The organism is Micromonospora sp. NPDC049048 (genome assembly GCF_043197615.1).
Classification (GTDB): Bacteria; Actinomycetota; Actinomycetes; order Mycobacteriales; family Micromonosporaceae; genus Micromonospora.
Genome location: NZ_JBICTM010000005.1, coordinates 249536 through 272817 on the forward strand (window position 1 = coordinate 249536; position 23282 = coordinate 272817).

Here is a 23282-nt window from a genome sequence, read left to right on the forward strand (position 1 = left end):
CGGCCGGGTCGGGTGCCGCCATCGCCTGGCGCTGCCCGGCCGGCGCCGACCGAACCCGACGGGGTCAGGCGCCGTCGCCGCCCCCGGAACCGCCGATGCCGGCTCCGCCGGCGGTGCCGCCCAGCCCGAAGCCGGGATGGATCGGCGCGTCCGGCGGGCGGCTGACGTGCGCCGACTCGGAGATGTTCGCGGACCAGTCGGCGTGCGCGGCGGCGGCAGCGTGCCGGTTGATCGCCGCGCGCAGCCAGGCGTCCACGGTGGCGACCCAGTCGCGCTGGTCGGCGCCGGTGTGCCAGACCCGGAACCGGCTGATGCTCTGGTGGGTGATCCCGGCCAGGGCCAGCCGCCGGTCCATCCAGAGGATCACCTCCAGGCCGGCCGGATCGGCGATGAAGATCAGCTCCAGTTCGGTGATCGGCCCGGCGTAGAGCGGCGCCACCCAGTAGCCCAACCGCTGGTGCAGCGGCAGCGTCTGCGCCACCCCCGGCAGCCGCCCGTCGACCAGGCCGGCCTGACGCATGCTGAAGCCGAGCGTGTCGAGGGCCGCCAGGACGTGCGCCTGGGTGGGCAGCGGATGCACGAAGACCGGCACCATCGCGCCCTGGTCGAGCCGGGGCTCGACCGCCACCTCCGTACGCAGCCCCATCCGCAGGCTGAGCAGGGGGACCTCGCCGAACACGGTCACCGGGGTCTGCCACGGCAGCGGGAACTCGAACGGGATCGTGCGGCCCCGCCCGGCCCGCAGCACGAAACCTTCCGCCACCGTCGCCTGGTGGAACTGCACCAGGCGACGGGGTGCCTCCGGGTCCTCCGGCTCGGCCGTGGTGACCAGGCCGAGCCGGACGTGCAGGACGGGTACGTCGGTGGAGCCGGCGATGACGGTCACCCGTCCGGGCAGGCGCAGCCCCGGGCGGGTGCTCGGGTTGGCCAGGGCCGTCCGCACCGACAGTCCGGTCCAGCTGGACTCGGGTGACACCCCCGTCAGCCGCACGGCACTCCCCCGTCCACGACCAGGCCGGCCCGGCCGCCCCGTGACCGCCGATCCCGCGCGCGTGGGGCCGCCCCCGCCGTCACGTGCCCGGCCGGCGCCGCCCCCGTGCGTCGCGGGCCCGGCGGACGCCGTCCCCGTCGTCGCGGACCGGTGGGTGGGGCCCACCTCCATGGTCGCGGACCCGGCGGGTGGCCGCCCCGACTTCGGAGAAGAGCGGCCACCCGTCCGTTCTCACCTCATGCGTCGCCCGCGCGGCACCGGGTCGGTCTCGTCGTCGAACTCGCCGATGACCTCCTCCAGCAGGTCCTCCAGCGCGACGAAGCCGATGGGCCGGGTCGGCCCGCCGCCGTTGCGCACCAGCGCGAGCTGGGACTGCCGGGCCCGCATCTCCGCCACGGCGTCGGTCACCGAGGCCGTGGCCGGCAGGGTGAGCGCGTTGGTCATCAGCTCGGCCGCGGTGACCGTACGACCCGTGGTGGTGGCCCGCACCGCCTCGCGGACGTGGACCAGGCCGCAGACGTCGCCGTTGGCGTCCAGCACGGCCAGCCGCGACCGGCCGCTGTCCCGGCTGACCTGCTCGATGCGGTCGGCCCCCTCGTCGCGGCGCACCGTCACCATCTGGTCGAACGGCTCCATCACCTGGGCCACCGTGGTGCCCTGCAACTCGAGCATGCTGGTCAGCATCTCGTGCTGCTCGGCGCCCAGCAGCCCGTGCTCGCGGGACTGCTCCAGCAGCATGCGCAGCTCGTCCGGGCCGTGCACCTGGGCGAGCTGGTCCTGCGGGTTGACCTTGACCAGCCGCAGCATCGCGTTGGCCAGCGCGTTCATCACCGACAACACCGGCCGGGCGACCCGCGCGAAGGCGCGGAACGGCAGGGCCAGCAGCACCGCCGAGCGCTCCGGGTGGGTGATCGCCCAGGACTTCGGCGCCATCTCCCCGACCACCAGGTGCAGGAAGGTGACGACGCTGAGCGCGAAGATCAGCGCGATCACGTGACTCGCGGCGGTCGGCAGCCCCACCGCGTGCAGCAGCGGGCTCAGCAGGTGCTCGATCGCCGGTTCGGCGAGCGCGCCCAGCCCCAGGGTGCAGAGCGTGATGCCGAGCTGCGCGCCGGCCAGCATCAGGGACAGCTCGCGTACGCCGTCCAGGGCGGCCCGGGCGGCCCGGCCGCCACCGGCGGCGGCGTGCTCCAGCCGGTAGCGCTTGCTGGCCACCAGGGCGAACTCGGCGGCCACGAAGAAGCCGTTCAGCGCCAGCAGGATCACCGACGTGAAGAGTGCGATACCGGGGGTCATGCGGACACCTCCCCCGGCTCGGCGATCCGCAGCCGGACCGAGTCGGCCACGTGCCGGTCGACGGCCAGCACCTCGACCAGGGCGCGCGGCTCCTCCGCGCCGTCCTCGCCGTCGGCCGGCAGGCTGATCTCCAGCCGGTCACCGACCTCGGGGACCCGTCCCAGCTCCCGCATGACCAGGCCGGAGAGCGTGTCGTACTCCGGGGCCTCGGGCAGCGCGATGCCGGTGCTGTCGGCGACCTCGTCGATGCGCCAGCGGGCCGGCACCACCCAGGAACCGTCCTCCTGGCGGGCCGGGGCCCGCTCCGGCGGGTCGTCCTCGTCCCGGATCGGCCCGACGAGTTCCTCGGCGATGTCCTCCAGCGTGATCACGCCGGCGAAGCCGCCGTACTCGTCGACCACGCAGGCCAGCTGCCGGTGGCCGGAGCGCAGCCGATCCAGCACCGTCGGCAGCGGCAGGGTCTCCGGCACCAGGAGCGGGGGCCCGGCCACCGCGCTGACCGGGGTGCTCGCGCGCTTCTCCGGGGGTACGCCGAGCACGTCGGCGATACCGACCACGCCGACGAGGTCGTCGACGCCCTCGGTGCCGCGTACGGGGAACCGGGACTTGCCGGTGTCCAGCAGCTCGACCACCCGGCTGAGCGGCTCGTGCGCGCGTACGGTGTGCACGTCGACGCGGGGCACCATGACCTCGCCGGCGGTCAGCTCCCGGAAGTCGAGCCCCCGGTCGAGCAGCGTCGACATCTCGTCGGTCAGGTGCCCCTCCTGGCGGGACTCGGCGATGATCTGCTCCAGGTCCTGCGGGGTGGCCCCGCTGGGCAGCTCCTCGATCGGCTCGATGCCGACGCGGCGGAGCAGCCGGACCGCGGCCCGGTCGAAGAGCTTGATCAGCGGACCGGCGATCTTGAGGTAGATCAGGGTGGAGCGGCTCAGGGCCCTCGCGAGGGGCTCGGGTCGGGCGATGGCGAGGTTCTTCGGTGCCAGCTCGCCCAGGACCATCTGCACGAGGGTGGCGAGGATCAGGGCGAGGACGACGGAGAGCGGCAGGCTGACGGCCGTGGAGACGCCGGCGACCCCGAGCAGCTCGGCCAGCCCGGCGCCGAGGAACGGCTCGGCGACGTAACCGACCAGCAGGGCGGTGACGGTGATGCCGAGCTGCGCGCCGGAGAGCATGAACGACAGCCGTCCGGTCACCTCCAGCGCCCGGGCGGCGGCCTTGTCGCCGTCGTCGGCCAGCTGCTTGAGCCGGCCCCGGTCCACGGCGACGTAGCCGAACTCCTGGGCCACGAAGTAGCCCGTGGCGACGGTGAGAACGATGATGAGAAGAAGACCGACGACGATCAACACGGGTCGCTCAGGGCTCCCGGGGACGTCGGGGTCGGGATACGCCGGGCACGACCCGGCTGGCTACTGCTGCCCTCCTGGGCAGAAGAGTCGATCATGCGGCCCATTTTATCCGGCCCCCCTGGATGTCCGCTGAAGGTGTGCCGAAGGCCCCGCCGGGCGCCCGCGATCCCCGGTCAGTGGTCGGCGAGTTCGTCGGCGTCGAGCAGGGCCGGGTCGACCCGGCCGGCGCGGTACGCGGCCCGGCCGACCATCTGCGCCGCCACCGGGGCCGTGGCGAGCTGGAACACCCCGACCAGCGCCAGCATGCCCAGGTCCGCCGGGGTACGTAGCCGCAGCGCCACGCCGATCAGCAGGAGCAGCACGCCGAGCACCTGCGGCTTGGTGGCGGCGTGCATCCGGTCCAGCGTGCTGGGGAAGCGCAGCACGCCGATCCCGGCGGCGAGGCTCAGCAGGGCGCCGACCACCAGGCAGCCGCCGCCCAGCCAGTCGGCCAGCGTGTCCCACATCAGGCTCCCCCGCCCTCGCGGACGGCGAAGCGGACCAGCGACACCGATCCGACGAAGCCGAGCATGGAGAGCACCACCAGCACCGGCAGGGTGGTGGCGTGCCGGTTCACCGCGGCCTCCGCGCCGACCGCGCCGACCAGGGTGGCGAGCAGCATGTCGGCCGCGACCACCCGGTCGATCAGCGACGGCCCCCGGTAGAGCCGGATCAGGGCCAGCATCGCGGTCACCGAGAACAGGGTGGTGAGGATGACGGCGAGGAACGTGGTCACGGGTCGGGTCCCCTCTCGACGGGATCGGCGCTCACCCGGTGGACCTCGGCGGCGGAGCCGACCGCGCGGACGATCCGGCGCTCGACGGCGAGGATCCGCCGCCGGCTGCCGTCGAGGTCCTGCGGACCGTGGGTGTCGAACACGTGCACGTAGAGGACCCCGAGGTCCCGGTCCACCTCGACGATCAACGTGCCCGGCACCAGCGAGATCGCCTCGGCGGTGAGCGCGAGGTTCAGGTCGGTGCGGACCCGCAGGCGGACCGCGATGATCGCCCCGCGGGGCTGGTACCCGGGCTGCACCGCGACCCGGGCGACGTGCGCGCTGGCGCTGACCAGTTCGGCGGCGAAGCGCACCGCGAAGACCAGCAGCGGTCCGGGGCGCAGCCGGCCGCCGAAGCTCACCGGTGGCAGCGGGAAGAACACCAGCACGGCGGCGGCCACCAGCATCCCGCCCGCGAGGTTGCCCCAGGAGAAGTCCCCCCAGAACAGGCTCCAGACGAGCACCAGCCAGCCGAACGCGATGAGCTGGTCCCGCCGCCGTCCCCAGCCGCGTCCCCGTGCCGGGGTCACGGGGCACCGACCGGCAGCACGGAACGGATGTACGGGGTGCGCTCGCGCAGGTCGGCCGCCGCGTCGGCGGTGACGTCGAACAGCGGCCCGGCGACGACGGTCAGCGCCAGCCCCAGCCCGACCAGCGCGATCGTGGCGCCGACCATCAGCGCGGGCAGGCGCACGACCGGGGCGGTGGTGGCCAGCTGGGGGGACCGCCAGAAGGCGATGTTCCACACCCGGGAGGCCACGTAGAGGGTGAGCAGGCTCGTCACCGTGCCCGCCGCGACCAGTACGCCGGGCAGCGGCTCGCCGGCCGCGACGCCGGCCTGGAGCAGGCCGAGCTTGCCGAGGAACCCGGAGAAGGGCGGGATGCCGGCGAGGTTCATGGCCGGGACGAAGAAGAGGACGCCGAGCAGCGGGGCCACCCGGGCCAGGCCGCCGATGCGACGCAGGTCGGTGCTGCCGGCCCGCTCCTCGACCAGCCCGGTGACCAGGAACAGCGTGGTCTGGATGGTGATGTGGTGCACCACGTAGAAGATCGCGCCGGAGAGCCCGGCGACGCTGCTCAACGCCACCCCGAAGATCATGTAGCCGATGTGGCTGACCAGGGTGAACGAGAAGAGGCGCTTCATGTCCGACTGCGCCACCGCGCCGAGGATGCCCACCACCATGGTCAGCCCGGCCACCACCATCAGCAGCCCGGCGAGCTCGCCGCCGGGGAAGAGCAGCGTCTCGGTGCGGATGATCGCGTACACGCCGACCTTGGTGAGCAGGCCGGCGAAGACCGCCGTGACGGGGGCCGGCGCCGTCGGGTAGCTGTCGGGCAGCCACGCCGAGAGCGGGAAGACCGCCGCCTTGATCCCGAAGGCGAGCAGCAGCATCAGCTGGAGGGTCAGCCGTACGCCGTCGGGCAGCGCGTCCAGCCGGTGCGCCAACTGGGCCATGTTCAGGGTGCCGGTGGCCGCGTACACCATGCCCACCGAGGCGAGGAAGATCATCGAGGAGAGGATGCTGACCACCACGTACGTGGAGCCGGTGCGGATCCGGGTCTCGGTGCCGCCGAGGGTGATCAGCACGAAGCTCGCGGCCAGCAGGATCTCGAAGCCGACGAAGAGGTTGAACAGGTCGCCGGCGAGGAACGCGTTGGTGACGCCGGCGGTCAGCACCAGGTAGGTGGGGTGGTAGATGGTCACCGGGACGGTCTCGCCGAAGTCCCCCTGCCCCTGGCCGACGGAGTAGAGCAGCACGCACAGGGTCACCGCCGAGGAGATCACCAGCATCAGCGCGGCGAGCTGGTCGGCGACCAGCACGATGCCCACCGGCGCCGGCCACCCGCCGACCTGGACCACCACGGGTCCGTGCCGGTACGCCTGCACCAGCAGCACCGCCGCCACCGCCAGCGTGGCCGTCAGGCAGGCCACGCTGACGAACCGTTGCGCCCCGGGCCACCGGGCCAGCAGCAGGGTCAACGCCGCGCCCAGCAGCGGCACCACCACGGGCAGCGGCACGAGCCGGCTCATCGGGCGCCCCGTCCCGCGTACCCGGTCATCCGAGGCCGTCCCCGCGCCGGAGCCGGCGCGGCGGCTCCGGGTCGACCTGTTCGGGGTCGGCGTCGGGGCCCTCGCCGCCGAGGTCGACGGCGGCCAGGTTGTCGTGCTCGGCCGCCTCCCTGATCTGCCGGTCCTCGATGTCGTCGGGCACCTCGTCGTCCCCCGTGAGGTACCAGCTGCGGTAGCTCACCGACAGCAGGAACGCCGTCAGGCCGAAGGTGATCACGATGGCGGTGAGGATCATGGCCTGCGGCAGCGCGTCGCTCAACCTGCCCGGGGGCGCCGTGCCGACCACCGGGGCGGCCCCCGCCCGCCCGCCCAGGAGGATCAGCACGTTGACGCCGTTGCCGAGCATGATGACGCCGAGCAGGATCCGGCTCAGGCTGCGTTCCAGCAGCAGGGTGACTCCGCAGCCGACCAGCATCCCGGCGGCGACGACGAGCGCCAGGGCCGGCCCCGCGGCGTCCGTCCTCACGTCCGCTCCCCCTGCCGGTCGACGCGCAGCCCGCCCCCGGGCTCGCCGGCCGCCTCGATGTGCCGGTCCACCTCGGCGCCGAGGCTGCGCAGGATGTCCAGCACCAGCCCGACCACGACCAGGTACACGCCGACGTCGAAGAAGAGGGACGTGACCAGGTAGAACTTCCCGATCACCGGCAGCCACAGGTCGACCCGGGTGCTCTCCAGCACCGACCCGCCCGCGAACAGGGCGACGGCCCCCGCGCCGACCGAGACGAACAGGCCGGCGCCGAGCACCGTGCCGGCCCCGACCGGGGCGGCCTCGGCCAGCTCGTAGCGCCCGCCGGCCAGGTAGCGCACGGCCAGCGCCAGGCCCGCCACCAGACCACCGGTGAAGCCGCCACCCGGGGCGTTGTGGCCGGAGAAGAGCAGGAACAGGGAGAAGACCACAACCGTGTGGAAGACCAGCCGGGTCACCACCTCCAGCACGATCGAACGCTGCCGCTTGTGCAGGGTCGCCCCGCCGCGCAGCCAGACCCGGTGCCCCGGCAGCTGAACCCGGTTCGGCGGCTGTGGGCGGCGGGGGCGGGGTCCGGTCCGGGACTGCTGGAAGACCAGGCTGGCCACGCCGGTCGCGGCCACCACCAGCACCGCCAGCTCGCCCATCGTGTCCCAGGCCCGGATGTCGACCAGGGTCACGTTGACCACGTTGCGGCCGTGCCCGTAGGTGACGGCCAGGTCCGGGAACGCGTCGGAGATGGTGGGCGCCTGCCGGGCCGCGGCGGCGGTCAGGGCCAGCCCGCCGACCACCACGCCGACGACCGCCCCGATCGTGCGGCGTACCCACCGCCTGCGTCTCGGGCGGGCCGAGAACCGCTCCGGCAACCGGCGCAGCACCAGCACGAACACCGCGATGGTGGCGGTCTCGACGAGGAACTGGGTCAGCGCCAGGTCCGGCGCGCCGTGGATCACGAAGAGCATCGCGGTGCCGTAGCCGGTCATGCCGACCAGCAGCATCGCCGTCAGCCGCCGCCGGGCGCCCACCGCCAGCAGCGCGGCGACCGTCACCACCGCCGTCACCACCACCTGCAACGGGCTGTCCCAGAGGGCGATCCGGTCCTGCCACGGACGGGTCGCCAGCATCGCCCCGCCGGGCACGACGGCGAGCACGACCAGGATCACGCCGAGGTACTGGGGCAGGGAGCCACGCTGGGTGGCGCCGGTGACCTCGATGGCGAGCCGGTCGAAGCGGCCGATGAGCCACTCGTATCCCTGGTTGCCGCTGACCGGGACGTGCAGCCGGGCCAGCACCGGGGCGAGCGGGCCACGCAGCGCGAACAGCGCCGCCCCGCCGGCCACGGCGAGGGCGGAGAGGCCGAGGGCCGGGGTGAGGCCGTGCCACAGCGCCAGGTCCTTGCCGACGGCGCCGAACAGCTCGGCGTACGGGCGCAGCAGGCCGTCGAGGATCCCGGCGGCCGGACCGGCGGCCAGCCCGACGGCGGCCAGCAGGACCGGCGGGGCGAGCATCGACGCGGGGATCCGCCCGAGGACGGTCGGCTCCACGCCGGGGCGGGTGGCGAACGCGCCCCAGACGAACCGGGCGCTGTAGGCGACGGTGAGCGCCGTGCCGGCCACCAGCACGGCGACGACGGCGGGCTGGTCGGTGAAGGCGGCCAGCACGGCCTCCTTGGCGACGAAACCGACCAGCGGCGGCAGTCCGGCCATCGACGCGGCGGCGAGCACCGTCACGGTGACGAGCAGCGGCGCGCGCCGCCCCAGCCCCGACAGCTCCCGCAGGTCACGGGTGCCGGCACCGTGGTCGATGATGCCCACGACGAGGAAGAGCGGCGCCTTGAACAGGGCGTGGGCCAGCAGCATCGCCGCCCCGGCCAGCGCGGCGTCCGGGGTGCCCGCCCCGACCGCCACCGCGAGCAGGCCGAGCTGGCTGACCGTGCCGTACGCCAGCAGCAGCTTCAGGTCCGTCTGCCGCAGCGCCGCCCAGCCCCCGGCGAGCATGGTGACCAGACCGGCGACCACGACCACCGGCCGCCACGGGCCGGCGCCCGCGAGCACCGGGGCGAGCAGCCCGATCAGGTAGATGCCCGCCTTCACCATCGCGGCGGCGTGCAGGTACGCGCTCACCGGCGTCGGCGCCGCCATCGCCACGGGCAGCCACGAGTTGAACGGCACCAGCGCCGACTTGGACAGCGCCCCGGTCAGGATCAGCAGGACCGCCGTGACCAGGTACGCCCCGCCCGGCGGCGGGCCGGCGGCGATCTCCGACCAGCGGTAGGTGCCGGCGTGCTCGCCGAGCATGATGAACCCGACCAGCATCGCCAACCCGCCGAGGGTGGTCACGGTCAGCGCCTGCGCCGCCGCCCACCGGCTGGAGCGCCGCTCGGTGCTGTGCCCGATCAGCAGGTACGAGAAGACGGTGGTGAGCTCCCAGCACGCGTAGAGCAGCAGCAGGTCGTCGGCGAGGACCAGGCCGAGCATCGCCCCCGCGAAGGCCACCAGCACGGCCGCGAAGCGGGCCACGCCCCTGAACTCCCGACCGAAGTAGTGGGCGCTGTAGACCAGTACCAGCGCGCCGACCCCGCCGACGAGCAGGACCATCAGCCAGGACAGGGTGGTCAGCCGCAGCGCCAGGTCGACGCCGAGCTGACCGATCCACGGGTACGTCTCGACCACCTCGCCGCCGTCGCGGACGGCGGGGGTGCGGGCCAGCGCCCAACCGAACGCGGCGGCCGGCGCCAGCGCCAGCGGGTAGCAGGCGCGGGAGCCCCACCACCGGACGAGCAGCGGCGCGACGAGGGCCGCCACGAGGTGGAGGATCAGCAGTACGAGCACCCGCGCTCCCGGTCGAGGTTGCTGCGGCGCGCGCCGGAGGTGGGACGGCACCTAGGTGCGATCTCACGCCAGTTCGTCGCCCTGCGGGCGGTTTTGCGCGAATTCGCCCCTGTCGCGGCGTACGTCAGGCGACGGTGACTTCGGCCGCGGGGGCCGCGGATTCCCGGACGGGGTGCTCGTCACGGGGCTCCACCAGCAGGTCGGGACGGCCGAGCTGGACCACGACCTTGTTGACCACCCGCTGGGCGGCGGCGAGGGAGCGCACCGGCAGCAGCCGGCCCCGGCCCTCGCGGCGCAGCACGAAGTAGTGCACCGCCGCACGGACCTGCCCCCGGTCGGCGGCGCTGGCCTGCGCGGTGGAGACGACCAGCTCCCGCAGCGCGGTGGCGAGCCGCTCGGCCAACTCCAGCTCCGGGCCGGACAGGCCGGTGCGGACGGCGGCGAGGTGACTGTCGACCTTGCGGATGAGCACGTCGGTGCCGGGCTCGAAACTCCGCTGCTCGACGGCCAATCCGATCCCCTCCACCCAGGCTGACGCTCCGGGTGAAGTTACTTTATGTTGTGGTACACAATCAAGCTGTTAAGTAAGACTTAATGGATTAAACACTCAAACACCGCTAGTTGCCCAGCCGTGCCGGCACCGATCCGGAGCCGATGAGCCGGAGCGAGGCGCCCGTGGCCCGCCGGCGGGTCAGGATGTCGGCCCCGCGGGGCAGGATGGATGGCGTGACGGAGGCGATGGCGGGTTTCGGCGCGGCGACCAGGGAGTGGTTCGGCGCCGCGTTCGCCGCGCCCACCGCCGCCCAGACCGGCGCGTGGGCCTCCGTCTCGGCGGGGCGCAGCGCGCTGGTGGTGGCACCCACCGGCTCCGGCAAGACGCTGGCCGCGTTCCTCTGGTCACTCGACCGGTTGGCCCGCGAGCCCGCCCCGGCCGATGCCCGGCACCGGTGCCGGGTGCTCTACGTCAGCCCGCTCAAGGCGCTCGCGGTCGACGTCGAGCGCAACCTGCGCACGCCCCTGACGGGCATCCGGCAGGCCGCCACCCGACTCGGCGTGGCGCCTCCGGAGATCACCGTCGGGATGCGCACCGGCGACACCCCCGCCGACGAGCGGCGGGCCTTCGCCCGCACGCCGCCGGACATCCTCATCACCACGCCCGAGTCGCTGTTCCTGCTGCTCACCTCGGCCGCCCGCGACTCCCTGCGCGGCGTCGAGACCGTGATCGTCGACGAGGTGCACGCGGTCGCCGGCACCAAACGCGGCGCCCACCTCGCGCTCTCCCTGGAACGCCTCGACGAGCTGCTGCCCGCCCCGGCGCAGCGGATCGGCCTCTCCGCCACCGTCCGACCGGTCGACGCGTGCGCCCGCTTCCTCGGCGGTGCCCGCCCCGTCGACGTGGTCGCGCCGCCCACCGCCAAGACGATCGAGGTCAGCGTCCAGGTCCCGGTGGAGGACATGACCCGCCTCGACGAGCAGGAGCCGCCGGAGGACGATCCCGGTGGTCTCGGCGCCCGTCGGGCGTCGATCTGGCCCGCGCTGGAGGAGCGCGTCTTCTCCCTGGTCCGGGCGCACCGCTCGACCATCGTCTTCACCAACTCCCGGCGTTCCGCCGAGCGCCTCTGCGCCCGGCTCAACGAGCTGGCCGGCGAGGCGGCGGCCGGGCAGGAGCCGACCGGCGCGTCCACGGCGCCGGAACGCGAGGCGGACGGGTGGGGCGGCCCCACGGGGCCGGTACGCGTCGGTCGTACGCCCGCGGAGCTGATGGCACAGGCGGGCGCGGCGGCCGGCGCACCTGCCGTGATCGCCCGCGCCCACCACGGCAGCGTCTCCCGGGAGGAACGCAAGCACATCGAGGAGGCGCTCAAGTCCGGCCAGCTGCCCGCCGTGGTGGCCACCTCCAGCCTGGAGCTGGGCATCGACATGGGCGCCGTCGACCTGGTGGTGCAGATCGAGGCGCCGCCCAGCGTGGCCGCCGGGCTGCAACGGGTGGGCCGGGCCGGCCACCAGGTCGGCGCGGTCTCCCGAGGGGTGGTCTTCCCGAAGCACCGGGGCGACCTGCTCTCCTGCACGGTGGTGGCCGAGCGGATGGCCGACGGCGCCATCGAGGAGCTGCACCACCCGCGCAACCCGCTCGACGTGCTGGCCCAGCAGATCGTCGCCATGGTGGCGCTGGAGCCGTGGCGCGTCGGCGACCTGGCCGTGCTGGTACGCCGGGCGGCGCCGTTCGCCGAGCTGCCCGACTCGGCGCTGCACGCCGTGCTCGACATGCTCTCCGGCCGCTACCCGTCGACCGCGTTCGCCGAGCTGCGGCCCCGGCTGGTCTGGGACCGGGCCACCGACACGCTCACCGGCCGGCCCGGCGCGCAGCGGCTCGCGGTGACCAGCGGCGGCACGATCCCCGACCGGGGCCTGTTCGGTGTCTTCCTGGCCGGGGCGGAGCGGGCCGCCCGGGTCGGCGAGCTGGACGAGGAGATGGTCTACGAGTCGCGCGTCGGCGACGTGTTCCTGCTCGGCTCGTCGTCCTGGCGGATCGAGGAGATCACCCCCGACCGGGTGCTGGTCTCCCCGGCACCGGGGCAGGCGGCGAAGATGCCGTTCTGGAAGGGCGACCAGCTCGGCCGGCCCGTCGAGCTGGGTCGGGCCATCGGCGCGCGCGTACGGGCCCTGCTGCGGCAGGACGACGAGACGGCGACCGCCGCGCTGCGGGCCGGCGGCCTGGACGACTGGGCCGCGGGCAACCTGATGGCCTACCTGCGCGAGCAGCGCGCCGCCACCCGTTCCCTGCCCGACGACCGCACGGTGGTGGTCGAGCGGTTCCGCGACGAGCTGGGCGACTGGCGGCTGGCCGTGCACAGCGTGCTCGGCGCCCGGGTCAACGGGCCGTGGGCGCTGGCCATCGGCCGCCGGCTCGCCGAGCGCTACGGCGTGGACGCCCAGGTGATGCCGTCCGACGACGGCATCGTGGTCCGCCTGCCCGACACGGCCGACGAGCCGCCCGGCGCCGACGTGGTGGTCTTCGAGCCGGAGGAGATCGCCCAGCTCGTCGAGGAGTCGGTCGGCACGTCCGCGCTCTTCGCGTCCCGGTTCCGCGAGTGCGCCGCCCGGTCGCTGCTGTTGCCCCGCCGCGACCCGCGCCGCCGCCAGCCGCTGTGGCAGCAGCGGCAACGCGCCGCCCAGCTCCTCGACGTCGCCCGCGAGTACGCCGACTTCCCGGTCACCCTGGAGGCGGCCCGGGAGTGCCTCCAGGACGTCTTCGACCAGCCGGCGCTGGCCGAGCTGATGCGCGACCTGGCCGCCCGGAAGGTGCGCCTGGTCGAGGTGGAGACCGCCCAGCCGTCGCCGTTCGCCCGGTCGCTGCTCTTCGGCTACGTCGGGGCGTTCCTCTACGAGGGCGACGCGCCGCTGGCCGAGCGCCGGGCCGCCGCGCTCGCGCTGGACTCGACCCTGCTCGGCGAGCTGCTGGGCCGGGTCGACCTGCGGGAACTGCTCGACCCGGCGGTGCTGGCCGAGACCGAGCGGCAGCTGCGCTGGCTGACCGAGCAGCGCCGCCCGCGCGACGCGGAGGACGTGGTCGAGCTGCTCCGTGTGGTCGGCGACCTCTCCGAGGCCGAGCTGGTCGGGCGGGGGGCCTCCCCCGGGTGGCTGACGGAGCTGGCGGCGACCCGCCGGGTGCTGCGCGTACGCGTCGCCGGGGAGGAGCGCTGGGTCGGCATCGAGGACGCGGCACGCCTGCGCGACGCCCTCGGCGTGGCCCTGCCGGTCGGGGTGGCCGAGGCGTACCTCGCCCCGGTGGCCGATCCGCTCGGCGACCTGGTCGCCCGCTACGCGCGTACGCACGGGCCGTTCGCCGCCGCCACCTGCGCGGCCCGCTTCGGGCTCGGCGTCTTCGTGGTCGAACAGGCGCTGCGCCGGCTCGCCGCCACCGGGCGGGTGGTCGCCGGCGAGTTCACACCCGACACGGCCGGCAGCCAGTGGTGTGACGCGGAGGTGCTGCGGCTGCTGCGCCGCCGTTCCCTGGCCGCGCTGCGCCGCGAGATCGAGCCGGTGCCGCCCCGCGCGCTGGCCGCGTTCCTGCCCCGCTGGCAGCAGGTGGGCTCGTCGGCGCGGGGGATGGAGGCGCTGGCCGCCGCCGTGGAGCAGTTGCAGGGGGCGGCGGTGCCGGCGTCGGCGCTGGAACGGCTCGTGCTGCCCGGCCGGGTCGCCGACTACTCCCCCGCCCAGCTCGACGAGCTCTGCGCCAGCGGCGAGGTGCTCTGGGCCGGCTCCGGGGCGATCTCCGGCGGGGACGGCTGGGTCACCCTGGCCTACGCGGACGTCGCGCCGCTGCTGCTGCCCCCACCCGACGAGGCGCTCACCCGTACCCCGCTTCACGACGCGGTCCTGGACGCGCTCGACGGCGGGCAGGCGCTGTTCTTCCGCTCGCTGTCCGACCGGGTCGGCTCGACCGACGACGCCGCGCTGACCGCCGTCGTCTGGGATCTGGTGTGGGCCGGTCACCTCACCAACGACACCCTGGCGCCGCTGCGCGCGGCGCTCGGCGGCGGCGGGGCGCACCGGTCCCGTCCCGCCGCGCCGCGCACCCGCTACCGGCGCCCCGGGCGGGTGGCCCTGCCGACGCGTGGCGGCCCGCCGACCGTCGCCGGCCGCTGGTCGCGGCTGCCGGAGCGCGACACCGACCCGACCCGCCGCGCCGCGGCCCTGGCCGACGTGCTGCTGGAGCGGCACGGCGTGGTGACCCGGGGCGCGGTCATGGCCGAGCAGGTGGCCGGCGGTTTCGCCGCGGTCTATCCGGTGCTCGCCGCGCTGGAGGAGCGCGGCGCCGCCCGGCGGGGCTACTTCGTCGAGGGCCTGGGCGCGGCGCAGTTCGCGGTGCCGGGTGCGGTGGACCGGATCCGGGCGCTGGCCGAGACGGCGGACGGCGGGCGGGGGCGCGGCGGCCCCACCCTGGTGCTCGCCGCCACCGATCCGGCCAACCCCTACGGCGCGGCGCTGTCCTGGCCGGAGCGGGTGGTCGACTCGGGCGACGGGGCCGCCCCGGCGTCCGGGCACCGGGCGGGGCGCAAGGCCGGTGCCGTGGTGGTGCTGGTCGCCGGTGACCTGGTGCTCTACGTCGAACGCGGCGGGCGGACGATCCTGTCGTACACCGACGACGGCGACCTGCTGGCGGCGGCCGGGAAGGCGTTGGCCGACGCGGTCCACTCCGGCGCGCTGGGCGCGATGTCGGTGGAACGGGCCGACGGCGAGGCGGTGCGTTCCTCTCCGCTGCGCGACGCCCTCACCGCCGCCGGCTTCCGCGCCACCCCGCGCGGCCTGCGCCTGCGCGGCTGACCCGCCCCGACACACGCCGGTGTCGAGGGTCCGCCGGTCCGGGGTCCCGCCGACGGGCCGCGCGAGCCGGGGGCGGGTGTCGGTACGCGGGGCCGGGGCGTCAGCGCAGGCTCGTGAGCACCTTCTCGTACCCGGCGCGGTCGGCCTTGGGGGTCTTCGCCTCCAGGTAGTTGAGCACCACCGTGCCCCGCCGGAACGACTGGCCGCCCCAGATCTCGGCGATGTCGCTGGCGCTGGTCTCGTCGGGGAAGACGTACACGGTGACGGCGTCGGTGGCGATCAACTCGGAGCAGCCCAGGCCGAGCCCGTCCGGTCCGCACTCGACCGACCGGTCCCGGGGGTTCGGCGCCTTCAGCCCGGCGGCCTTGAACGCGTCGACGACCTGCCGCGCGCCGGGAGTGCCGGTCGGCCGGACGGGCAGCTTCACGGGCGGCGGGCTGGCGGGGCGGCGCTCGGTGGTCCCGCCGGCGCTCGGTCCGGCCGGGCCCGGGGGCGCGGCGGGCGGCGTCGGCGCGCCGGTGGGGCCCGACGTGGGCAGGTCCGCCGGAGTCGACGGAGAGGTGGCCGGGGTCGACGCGGCGGCGGCCGGGGGCGGGGCGCTCGGCTTCTCCGCGTCGTCACCGCAGGCGGCGGTGAGGGCGGCGGCGATCACGAGTACGGCGACGGCGGGCAGGCTCCGGTTGGTCACCCCTGGCAGTCTGCCCGAACCCGATCCCGCCCCGGCAGTGGCCGGTCGGCCAGTGCCACTGTCCCATTTCCGCCATTCCGCTCCGGTCGGCGGGGCCGCGTTGCCGGCGTCGGTACGATCCCGACCGGTCGACGAGGGGAGCCGGGGATGACGGGGGCGGACGCAGCGGCCGGGGTGACCGTACGGCCGGCGCGGGCCGGGGACCGCGTTGCGGTCGACGCGCTGCACGAACGTGAGTGGGGTGGGCCGTACGTCGTCGCCCACGACACCCGCCACGACCTGCGTACGCTGCCGACGCTGGTGGCGGTCGACGGCGCCGGGGCGGTGGTCGGCGCGCTCGCCCACCGCGCCGACGCCGACGGGTTGGAGGTGGTCAGCCTGGTGGCCGCGACGCCGGGCGGCGGCGTCGGTACGGCGCTGCTGGCGGCGGCCGGGGAGGTGGCCCGGGCCACGGGCCGGTCCCGGCTCTGGCTGGTCACCACGAACGACAACCTGCGCGCGCTGCGCTTCTACCAGCGGCGCGGGTTGCGGCTGGTACGCGTGGACCGGGGCGCGGTGGACCGGGCGCGCATGATCAAGCCAAGCATCCCGACGGTCGGCGAGGACGGCATCCCGCTGCACGACGAACTGGTCCTGGAGCTGTCCCTCGCCGCCGGCCAACGGGTACCCACCGACGGTGCGGAGCACGGCGCCCCCGACGCGACCCGCGTCCCGTGGATCTCGCTGACCACCGACTACGGCCTCGCCGACGGGTTCGTCGCCGCGTGCCACGGGGCGATCGCCCGGCTGGCCCCGCAGGCCCGGGTCGTCGACGTGACCCATCTCGTCCCGCCGGCCGACGTACGCCGGGGCGCGGCGGTGCTCGCGCAGGCCGTGCCGCACCTGCCGGAGGGGGTGCACGTGGCCGTCGTCGACCCGGGCGTGGGCACGACCCGCCGGGGCGTCGCGCTAGCCACCCCGCGCGGGCTGCTCGTGGGGCCGGACAACGGCCTGCTGCTCGACGCCGCGCAGGCGCTGGGCGGGGTGACCGCGGCCGTCGAGCTGACCGATCCGCGGTGGCTCGCGCCCGAGGTGTCCCGCACGTTCCACGGTCGCGACGTCTTCGCGCCGGTCGCCGCGCGGCTGGCGCTGGGGGCGCCGCTGGCCGGGATCGGCCCGGCGGTCGACCCGGAGTCCCTGGTCCGGCTGCCGGCGCCGGTGCTCCGACGGGAGACGGACGGGTTCGTGGCCGAGGTGCTGACCGTCGACCACTTCGGCAACGTGCAACTGGTCGCGCCGGCCGAACTGCTGGCGCCGCTGCCCGCCCGGGTCCGGGTGGGGCCGGGCAGCGGCGCCGGGTCCGGCCGGGCGGCCGTGCACGGGCGTACCTTCGGCGACGCCCCGCCGGGCGGGCTGGTGGTGCACGCCGACTCCGCCGGCCACGTCGCCGTGTCGGTCAACGGCGGGCGGGCGGTGGACCTGCTGGCGGTGGCGCCGGGCGACCTGCTGCGGGTCGCGGCCGGCTGAGCGCCCGGACCGCCGCCTGGCCTGGCAGGGCGGCGGAGCGGGCCGCCGCCGCCCGACCGACCGGGCCCTGGCCGGGCCAGCGCGGTCGCCGTGCCGGGCCGGCGGATTGCTCCGTCCGGCCCGGCGGGCGTACGCGGGCGGCGGTCAGCAGAGCGGCACGGTGCCGCCGTGGACCGCCGAGACGTACGCGTGGCTGACGTACTGGCCGCTGGCGACGCGGTTCCACCGGTTGGAGGTCCCGTACGGCCCGGCGACGCTCTGCCCGGTCACGTAGCACTCGATCGGCACGTTGGCGTGCCGGGCGGCGAGGCCGCGCACCGCGTAACCCGTGCCGGCGCCGGCACGGATGTTGAGCGGACCACCGCCGACCACGCCCCGGGGGCCGCTGCCGGTCCACAGGTACGCCACGTCGACCCAGGCGTTGGTGGTGAGCTGGAGCCCGTCCCAGAACGTGCCGTCGGCGAGGTCGATGCCGGCCGGGCTCAGCACCGTCCGGCCGAACTGGTCCCGCCCGCCGTTGTAGCCGGACTGGTAGGCCGCCTGTGCCTGCGGCAGGCCCTGCGGCAGGTCCTTCCACTCCTCCCGCACGTCGCTGGGGTTCCAGTAGTCGTTGCGGGTGTTCCACGGGCCGACGTCCCAGACCGGGGCGTACTCACAGCGGCTGCCGGTGGTGGTGCAGACCCGGACGGTGTAGTCGCCGGTGTTCCGCGGGGACAGGCCGCGCCACGACGGCAGCGCGACGAAGTGGTCCCGGGAAACGATCGTGTGCCCGTTGGCGGTCACTCCGCCGACCAGCCCGATCCGGGTGGCGTACACCCGGTAGGTGAGGCCGGGCGTGGCGGCGGAGGCGGAGGCGGCGGAGTTGGCGGCGGAGGCGGTGTCGGCGCCGGCAGCGGCCGATGCGGGGCTCGGGGCGGGTAGGAGGGCGAGGGCGAGGATGACGGTCATGGCGGTGGTGAGCGCACGACGATGGGACAGAATCATGGGCATTCTCCTGCAACTTTTCGATCCTGCCCCTTTATAGATCGACAAGAATCTTCACACAACCAGCGATGCATGTGAATTTTTTGCGAACGAGGAGGGACGGACCGGTGCCCGAAGGCGACACCGTCTGGAACACCGCCCGCGTGCTGCACCGCGCCCTGGCCGGCGCCCGCCTGACCGGCAGCGACTTCCGGGTGCCGCAGCTCGCCGCGGCCGACCTGACCGGCTGGACCGTGCGGGAGTCCGCCAGCCGCGGCAAGCACCTGCTGCTGCGCCTCACCGCCCCACCGCACGCCGCACCCGCACCGGCTGCCCCGCCGCCAGCGGAGGAAGCGATCCCGGCGACGGGCGCGGTCCCGGTGGAGGGCGTCGGCCCTGCCGGGGACGCGGCAGACGACGGCGGGGCGCGCTGGACGCTGCACTCGCACCTGCGGATGGACGGCGCCTGGCGGGCGTACGCGCCGGGGGAACGGTGGACGGCCCGGCCGGCGCACCTGATCCGGGTCGTGCTGCACAGCGCGCGGGCCGTCGCCGTCGGCTACCACCTGCACGAGCTGGCCCTCGTGCCGACCGCCGAGGAGGACTCGCTCGTCGGGCACCTCGGCCCCGACCTGCTCGGTCCGGACTGGGACCAGTCGGAGGCGGTACGCCGGTTGACCGCCCACCCGGACGTCACCATCGCGGAGGCGCTGCTCGACCAGCGCAACCTGGCCGGCGTCGGCAACCTCTACAAGTGCGAGGTGCTCTTCCTGCGCGGCGTCTCGCCGTGGACCCCCGTACGCGCGGTGCCGGACCTCGCCGGCACCGTGGCCCTGGCACGCAGGCTGCTCGCGGCGAACCGGGGTCGGTGGACACAGAGCACCACCGGGTCCCTGCACCGGGGGCGGACCAGCTACGTCTACGGCCGGCGCGCCCAGCCCTGCCGCCGGTGCGGTACGGCGATCCGCAAGGAGGAACTGGGCGAGCGGGTCACCTACTGGTGCCCGGTCTGCCAGCCGGAGCGCCCCGCCTCCTGACGCCGGCGTGTCGGGCGGGACACTCCGTCGCTGCGGCGACGAGTCGCATCCCCGTCACAGAAACGGACGATTGGGTACTTCCTAACCTCCCGTCGAGGTCGCATGCTGCGGTTGACTCCTCACGCATCGTCAGCGAAGCGCGTCACGCCGCCGTGGCGGCCACCGCGCCCCGACACCGGGGAGAGCCATGGAGCTGTTCCGCAGACTCCGGATCCCGTGGGCGGATCGCGCGACGGCCCGCGCCGACGACGTCGACGGGACCGGGGCGGCAGCCGTTCCGGCGGCCCGGCGCGCGACGGAGCCGGTCGTCGCGCCGGCCAGCCTCGACCCGGCCGCCGTCCCGCGCTACTTCGGTCCGGTACCGAACCACGCGCGCAGCCCGCTGCCGGTCGTCGACGCCGACGGCGGCGTGCTGCCCGGCACCGGCATCCGCAAGTTCGTCGACGCGCTGCCGTGCCCCGGCGCACCCGACCCCGCCGAGCCGGGCGCCCACCTGCCGGTGGCGGTGCCGGACACCATCAGCTACCCGGGCTGCGACTACTACGAGATCGGCCTGGAGCAGTACGCGCAACGCCTGCACCGGGACCTGCCGGCGACCCGGCTGCGCGGCTACCGGCAGCTCAACCTCGGCACGGACGCGCACGGACACAACACGGTCGTGCCGGCGGGACGCCCCTGGCACCTCGGCCCGCTCGTCCTGGCCCGGCGGGGCCGGCCGGTCCGCGTCAAGTTCATCAACCAGCTCCCCACGGGCCGCTCCGGCGAGCTGTTCCTGCCGGTCGACCCGACCGTCGACGGCGCCGGGAGCGGCCCGCTCGACGGCCCCGCGCCCTATCCGCAGAACCGGGCCGTGCTGCGCCTGGCGGGTGCGCACACCGGCTGGATCAGCGCCGGCAGCCCCTGGCAGTGGGTGACCCCGGCCGACGAGATCACCCCCTACCCGACCGGGCCCGGCCTGACCCATGTGCCCGACATGCCGCCGCCCGGCGCGGGCGCCACCACGCTCTACTACCCCAACGAGCAGAGCGGGCGGCTGTGCTGGTTCCACGACAACACCGTCGGCCTGGCCCGGCTCACCGTCTACTCCGGGCAGGTCGCCCTCTACCTGCTCACCGACCCCGCCGAGGAGCGGCTCGTCGCGGACGGGGTGCTCCCCGCCGACCAGCTGCCCCTGGTGATCGAGGACAAGACCTTCGTGCCGGAGGACGCCCAGCTCGCCGGGGAGGACCCGACGTGGGACCGGGACCGCTGGGGCTCCCGGGGCAGCCTCTGGCACCCGCACGTCTACCAGCCCCGGCAGAACCCGCACCGGGCCGACGGGACGAACCCGACCGGCCGGTGGGACTACGGACCGTGGTCGCGTACGGGCGACGAGACCGGGCAGCGGGAGCACGGCGGAACCCACCACCGGGCGGCCCCGGTGCCGAACCCGCACCACGATCCCGTGACCGCGCCCGACGAGCCGCCGCTGGCGCCCGGCGTACCGCACCCCTCGGCGGTGCCGGACGCGTTCGGCGACACCGTGCTGGTCAACGGGGTCGCGTACCCGTACCTGGAGGTCGAGCCGAGGACGTACCGGTTCCGGATCCTCAACGCCTGCCTGGACCGCGGCCTGAACCTCCAGCTCTACCGCGCCCGCTCCGACGGACCGATGTGGGACCCGGACGGCGGGCTGGCCGACGCGGGCGCCGGTGAGGTGCCGATGGTGGAGGCGGTACGCGCGCCGGGCCGGCCGCCCGGCTGGCCGACCGACGGGCGGGACGGCGGCGTCCCGGACCCGCGCGCCGCCGGCCCGGAACTCGTCCAGATCGGCAACGAGTGCGGCCTGCTCCCCGCGCCGGTGGTGGTGCCGAACCAGCCGGTCGGCTACCGGTACGACCGGCGCGACCCGACCGTGCTCAACGTCGACTCGCACGCGCTGCTGCTCGCCCCCGGGGAGGCGGCCGACGTGCTGGTCGACTTCTCCGCGGTCCCGCCCGGCGCCACGCTGATCCTCTACAACGACTGCCCGGCCCCGCTGCCCGGCTTCGACCCGCGCGCCGACCACCACACCGACGGCCCGGACCGCACCGCCGAGGGTGGGACGACGACCCGTCCCGGGTACGGGCCGAACACCCGCACCCTGCTCCAGTTCCGGGTCGCCGGCACCCCCGCGCCGCCGTACGACCTGGCCCGGCTGCGCGGGCGCCTGCCCGCCGCGTACGCGGCCAGCCAGCGCCCGCCGATCGTGCCGCAGCCGGCGTACGACGCGGCGTTCGGCACCCGGACGGCGCGCGACACGGTGGTCGGGGTGCACGCCGGCACGGTCAGCTTCGTCCCGGCGGGCGCCGCCTCCCCGGTGCTCCTGCCGCTGGAGGTCAAGGCGGTGCAGCAGGTCTTCGAACCGGACCACGGGCGGCTCGTCGGGCGGCTCGGCGTCGGGCACCCGTACGCCGGGCCGCTCTCCCCCACCGTCCTGCCGCTCGGGCCGACGGATCCGGCCACCGAGGTGCTGCACGTCAGCGACCCGGCGGTGCCGGTGGGCGGGCCCGCCGACGGCACCCAGCTCTGGCGGATCCGCGGCAACAGCCGGCAGAGCCAGCCGGTGCGGTTCAGCGGCTGCGACGTGCAGCTGATCGGCCGGGTCGGCTGGGACGGCGTCACCCGACCGCCGCACCCGGCGGAGCGGGGCTGGAAGCAGGTCGTCCGCGTCGACCCGCGCGAGGACGTGATCGTCGCGCTCCGGCCGGTCGCGCCACCCCTGCCGTTCAAGATCGGCGACAGCGTACGGCTGCTCGACCCGGTACGGCCCGCCGGCGCCCGGACCGGCTCGACCCCGGTGAGCCCGGCGGACGGCCGGCCCGCGGTCGTGGTGAACCAGCTCGTCAACCTCGGTTGGGAGTACCACTGGCACAGCCAGCTCGGCGGCCACCGGGACCAGGGCATGACCCGGCCGCTGGTGCTGCGGGTGTCGCCCCGGGCACCGACCGGGCTGACCGCCACCCCCGCCCCCGGTTCGGCCACCGCGCTGCCGGCCATCGCGCTGACCTGGACGGGCAACGGCAGCCGCCCGCCGGGCACCAGCCACCTGCTCCAGCGGGCCACCGACGCCGCCTTCACGCAGGGCCTCACGGCGATCACCGTGGCGGCCACCGCGACCCGCCACACCGACGCCAGCGTCACCCCCGGGGTGACCTACCACTACCGCATCCGGGCAGAGAACGCGGTGAGCTTCTCCACCTGGTCGAACAGCGTGCCGGCCTCGGTGCACCTCGCCGCGCCGGCCGGGCTGACCGCCGCGATCCCGCCGGCCGCGCCGCTACGGATCGCGCTGCGCTGGGCCAACCGCTCCTTCGCCACCGGGATCGACGTGCAGCGGGCCACCAATCCGACGTTCAGCAGCGGGCCGGGCACCACCGCGATCGGCGTCGGCGACAACCATCTCGACGCCGCCGTGGCCCCCGACACCACGTACTACTACCGGGTGCGGACCACCTATCTCGGCGCCGCGTCGGCCTGGTCGACCGTGGCCCGGGCGACCACCCCGCCGGCGCCGGGCCCGCCCACGGGCGTGACCGCCACCGCGACGGCGCCCGGACCGGACACGGCGACGGTGATCCTCGGCTGGGCGGCGAGCAACCCCGCCGCGCCGGGCGCGGGGTTCATCGTGCAGCGGGCGCTGGACCCGGCGTTCAGTCGGGAGGTGGCGACCTTCACCGTCACCGGCCGGGGCTTCACCAACACCGGCCTGGCGCGCGGCGTCACCTACCACTACCGGATCCGGTCGTTCAACGTCGTCGGCAGCTCCCCGTTCACGGGCCCGATCCCGATAACCACACCCCCCTGACCCTGCCCCCGGGCCCCGGCGCCGCGCCGATCATGCAGTTGTGGTGGGGCGCGAAACGCCCGAAAAGGCACCGATCCGGCACCACAACTGCATGATCGACCGCGCGGGAGGGCGCGCCC

At 75.3% G+C, this 23282-nt stretch carries 16 protein-coding genes and 1 pseudogene; 5 read left to right on the forward strand and 12 right to left on the reverse strand.

The genetic code is table 11. From position 1 onward, the window contains the following. Positions 1 to 64: 64 nt before the first annotated feature. From ACGFIG_RS18090 to ACGFIG_RS18135, 10 genes are all read right to left on the reverse strand, one after another. The gene (locus ACGFIG_RS18090; RefSeq protein WP_393004192.1) at positions 65 to 991 is read right to left on the reverse strand and encodes a sporulation protein; all 927 of its coding nucleotides are present in this window, start codon (positions 989 to 991) and stop codon (positions 65 to 67) included. Between the two features lie 231 nt (positions 992 to 1222). Continuing rightward, the gene (locus ACGFIG_RS18095; protein WP_393004194.1) at positions 1223 to 2287 is read right to left on the reverse strand and encodes a hemolysin family protein; all 1065 of its coding nucleotides are present in this window, start codon (positions 2285 to 2287) and stop codon (positions 1223 to 1225) included. Next, positions 2284 to 3633 carry a hemolysin family protein gene (locus tag ACGFIG_RS18100; RefSeq protein WP_393004196.1) on the reverse strand — a complete coding sequence of 450 codons (1350 nt, stop codon included), beginning with the start codon at positions 3631 to 3633 and terminating at the stop codon, positions 2284 to 2286. The genes ACGFIG_RS18095 and ACGFIG_RS18100 overlap by 4 nt, the downstream gene beginning before the upstream one ends. A 173-nt stretch (positions 3634 to 3806) precedes the next feature. After that, positions 3807 to 4139 (reverse strand): monovalent cation/H(+) antiporter subunit G, encoded by a 333-nt coding sequence (mnhG, locus tag ACGFIG_RS18105; protein WP_393004198.1) that lies wholly within the window; start codon positions 4137 to 4139, stop codon positions 3807 to 3809. Then, positions 4139 to 4408, reverse strand: coding sequence for a monovalent cation/H+ antiporter complex subunit F (locus ACGFIG_RS18110; protein ID WP_393004200.1), 270 nt, complete (start codon positions 4406 to 4408; stop codon positions 4139 to 4141). The genes mnhG and ACGFIG_RS18110 overlap by 1 nt, the downstream gene beginning before the upstream one ends. Further along, entirely contained in the window at positions 4405 to 4977 is a 573-nt protein-coding gene (locus tag ACGFIG_RS18115) for a Na+/H+ antiporter subunit E (protein ID WP_393004202.1), read from the reverse strand. The genes ACGFIG_RS18110 and ACGFIG_RS18115 overlap by 4 nt, the downstream gene beginning before the upstream one ends. After that, the gene (locus ACGFIG_RS18120) at positions 4974 to 6479 is read right to left on the reverse strand and encodes a Na+/H+ antiporter subunit D (protein WP_393004204.1); all 1506 of its coding nucleotides are present in this window, start codon (positions 6477 to 6479) and stop codon (positions 4974 to 4976) included. The genes ACGFIG_RS18115 and ACGFIG_RS18120 overlap by 4 nt, the downstream gene beginning before the upstream one ends. A 25-nt stretch (positions 6480 to 6504) precedes the next feature. Beyond that, positions 6505 to 6984 (reverse strand): Na(+)/H(+) antiporter subunit C, encoded by a 480-nt coding sequence (locus tag ACGFIG_RS18125; protein WP_393004206.1) that lies wholly within the window; start codon positions 6982 to 6984, stop codon positions 6505 to 6507. Then, positions 6981 to 9815: a Na+/H+ antiporter subunit A gene (locus ACGFIG_RS18130; RefSeq protein WP_393004207.1), complete on the reverse strand. Its 2835-nt coding sequence runs from the start codon at positions 9813 to 9815 to the stop codon at positions 6981 to 6983. Before ACGFIG_RS18130 ends, ACGFIG_RS18125 begins: the two co-directional genes overlap by 4 nt. Before the next feature lie 124 nt (positions 9816 to 9939). Continuing rightward, positions 9940 to 10341, reverse strand: coding sequence for a hypothetical protein (locus tag ACGFIG_RS18135; RefSeq protein ID WP_393004208.1), 402 nt, complete (start codon positions 10339 to 10341; stop codon positions 9940 to 9942). A 212-nt stretch (positions 10342 to 10553) separates the two neighbouring features. Here ACGFIG_RS18135 and ACGFIG_RS18140 point away from each other — a divergent pair, with 212 nt between their 5' ends. Next, positions 10554 to 15143, forward strand: coding sequence for an ATP-dependent helicase (locus tag ACGFIG_RS18140; protein WP_393004713.1), 4590 nt, complete (start codon positions 10554 to 10556; stop codon positions 15141 to 15143). 100 nt (positions 15144 to 15243) lie between these two features. On the opposite strand, the gene ACGFIG_RS18145 is transcribed toward ACGFIG_RS18140, so the two are convergent. Then, a complete protein-coding gene (locus ACGFIG_RS18145; RefSeq protein ID WP_393004209.1) occupies positions 15244 to 15831 on the reverse strand; it encodes a hypothetical protein in 588 nt (195 codons plus the stop codon). A 147-nt stretch (positions 15832 to 15978) separates the two neighbouring features. Between ACGFIG_RS18145 and ACGFIG_RS18150 the strand changes: the two are divergent. Continuing rightward, a pseudogene (locus ACGFIG_RS18150) lies at positions 15979 to 16344 on the forward strand (GNAT family N-acetyltransferase); the annotation flags it as partial. 204 nt (positions 16345 to 16548) lie between these two features. Continuing rightward, the gene (locus tag ACGFIG_RS18155; RefSeq protein WP_393004715.1) at positions 16549 to 17337 is read left to right on the forward strand and encodes an S-adenosyl-l-methionine hydroxide adenosyltransferase family protein; all 789 of its coding nucleotides are present in this window, start codon (positions 16549 to 16551) and stop codon (positions 17335 to 17337) included. A 144-nt stretch (positions 17338 to 17481) separates the two neighbouring features. On the opposite strand, the gene ACGFIG_RS18160 is transcribed toward ACGFIG_RS18155, so the two are convergent. Beyond that, positions 17482 to 18321, reverse strand: a complete 840-nt coding sequence (locus ACGFIG_RS18160; protein ID WP_393004210.1) for a hypothetical protein — start codon at positions 18319 to 18321, stop codon at positions 17482 to 17484. 107 nt (positions 18322 to 18428) lie between these two features. On the opposite strand from ACGFIG_RS18160, the gene ACGFIG_RS18165 reads away from it, so the two are divergent. Both ACGFIG_RS18165 and ACGFIG_RS18170 read left to right on the forward strand, forming a co-directional pair. After that, a complete protein-coding gene (locus ACGFIG_RS18165; RefSeq protein ID WP_393004211.1) occupies positions 18429 to 19337 on the forward strand; it encodes a zinc finger domain-containing protein in 909 nt (302 codons plus the stop codon). A gap of 187 nt (positions 19338 to 19524) precedes the next feature. Beyond that, positions 19525 to 23163 carry a hypothetical protein gene (locus tag ACGFIG_RS18170; RefSeq protein ID WP_393004212.1) on the forward strand — a complete coding sequence of 1213 codons (3639 nt, stop codon included), beginning with the start codon at positions 19525 to 19527 and terminating at the stop codon, positions 23161 to 23163. Positions 23164 to 23282: the final 119 nt, after the last annotated feature.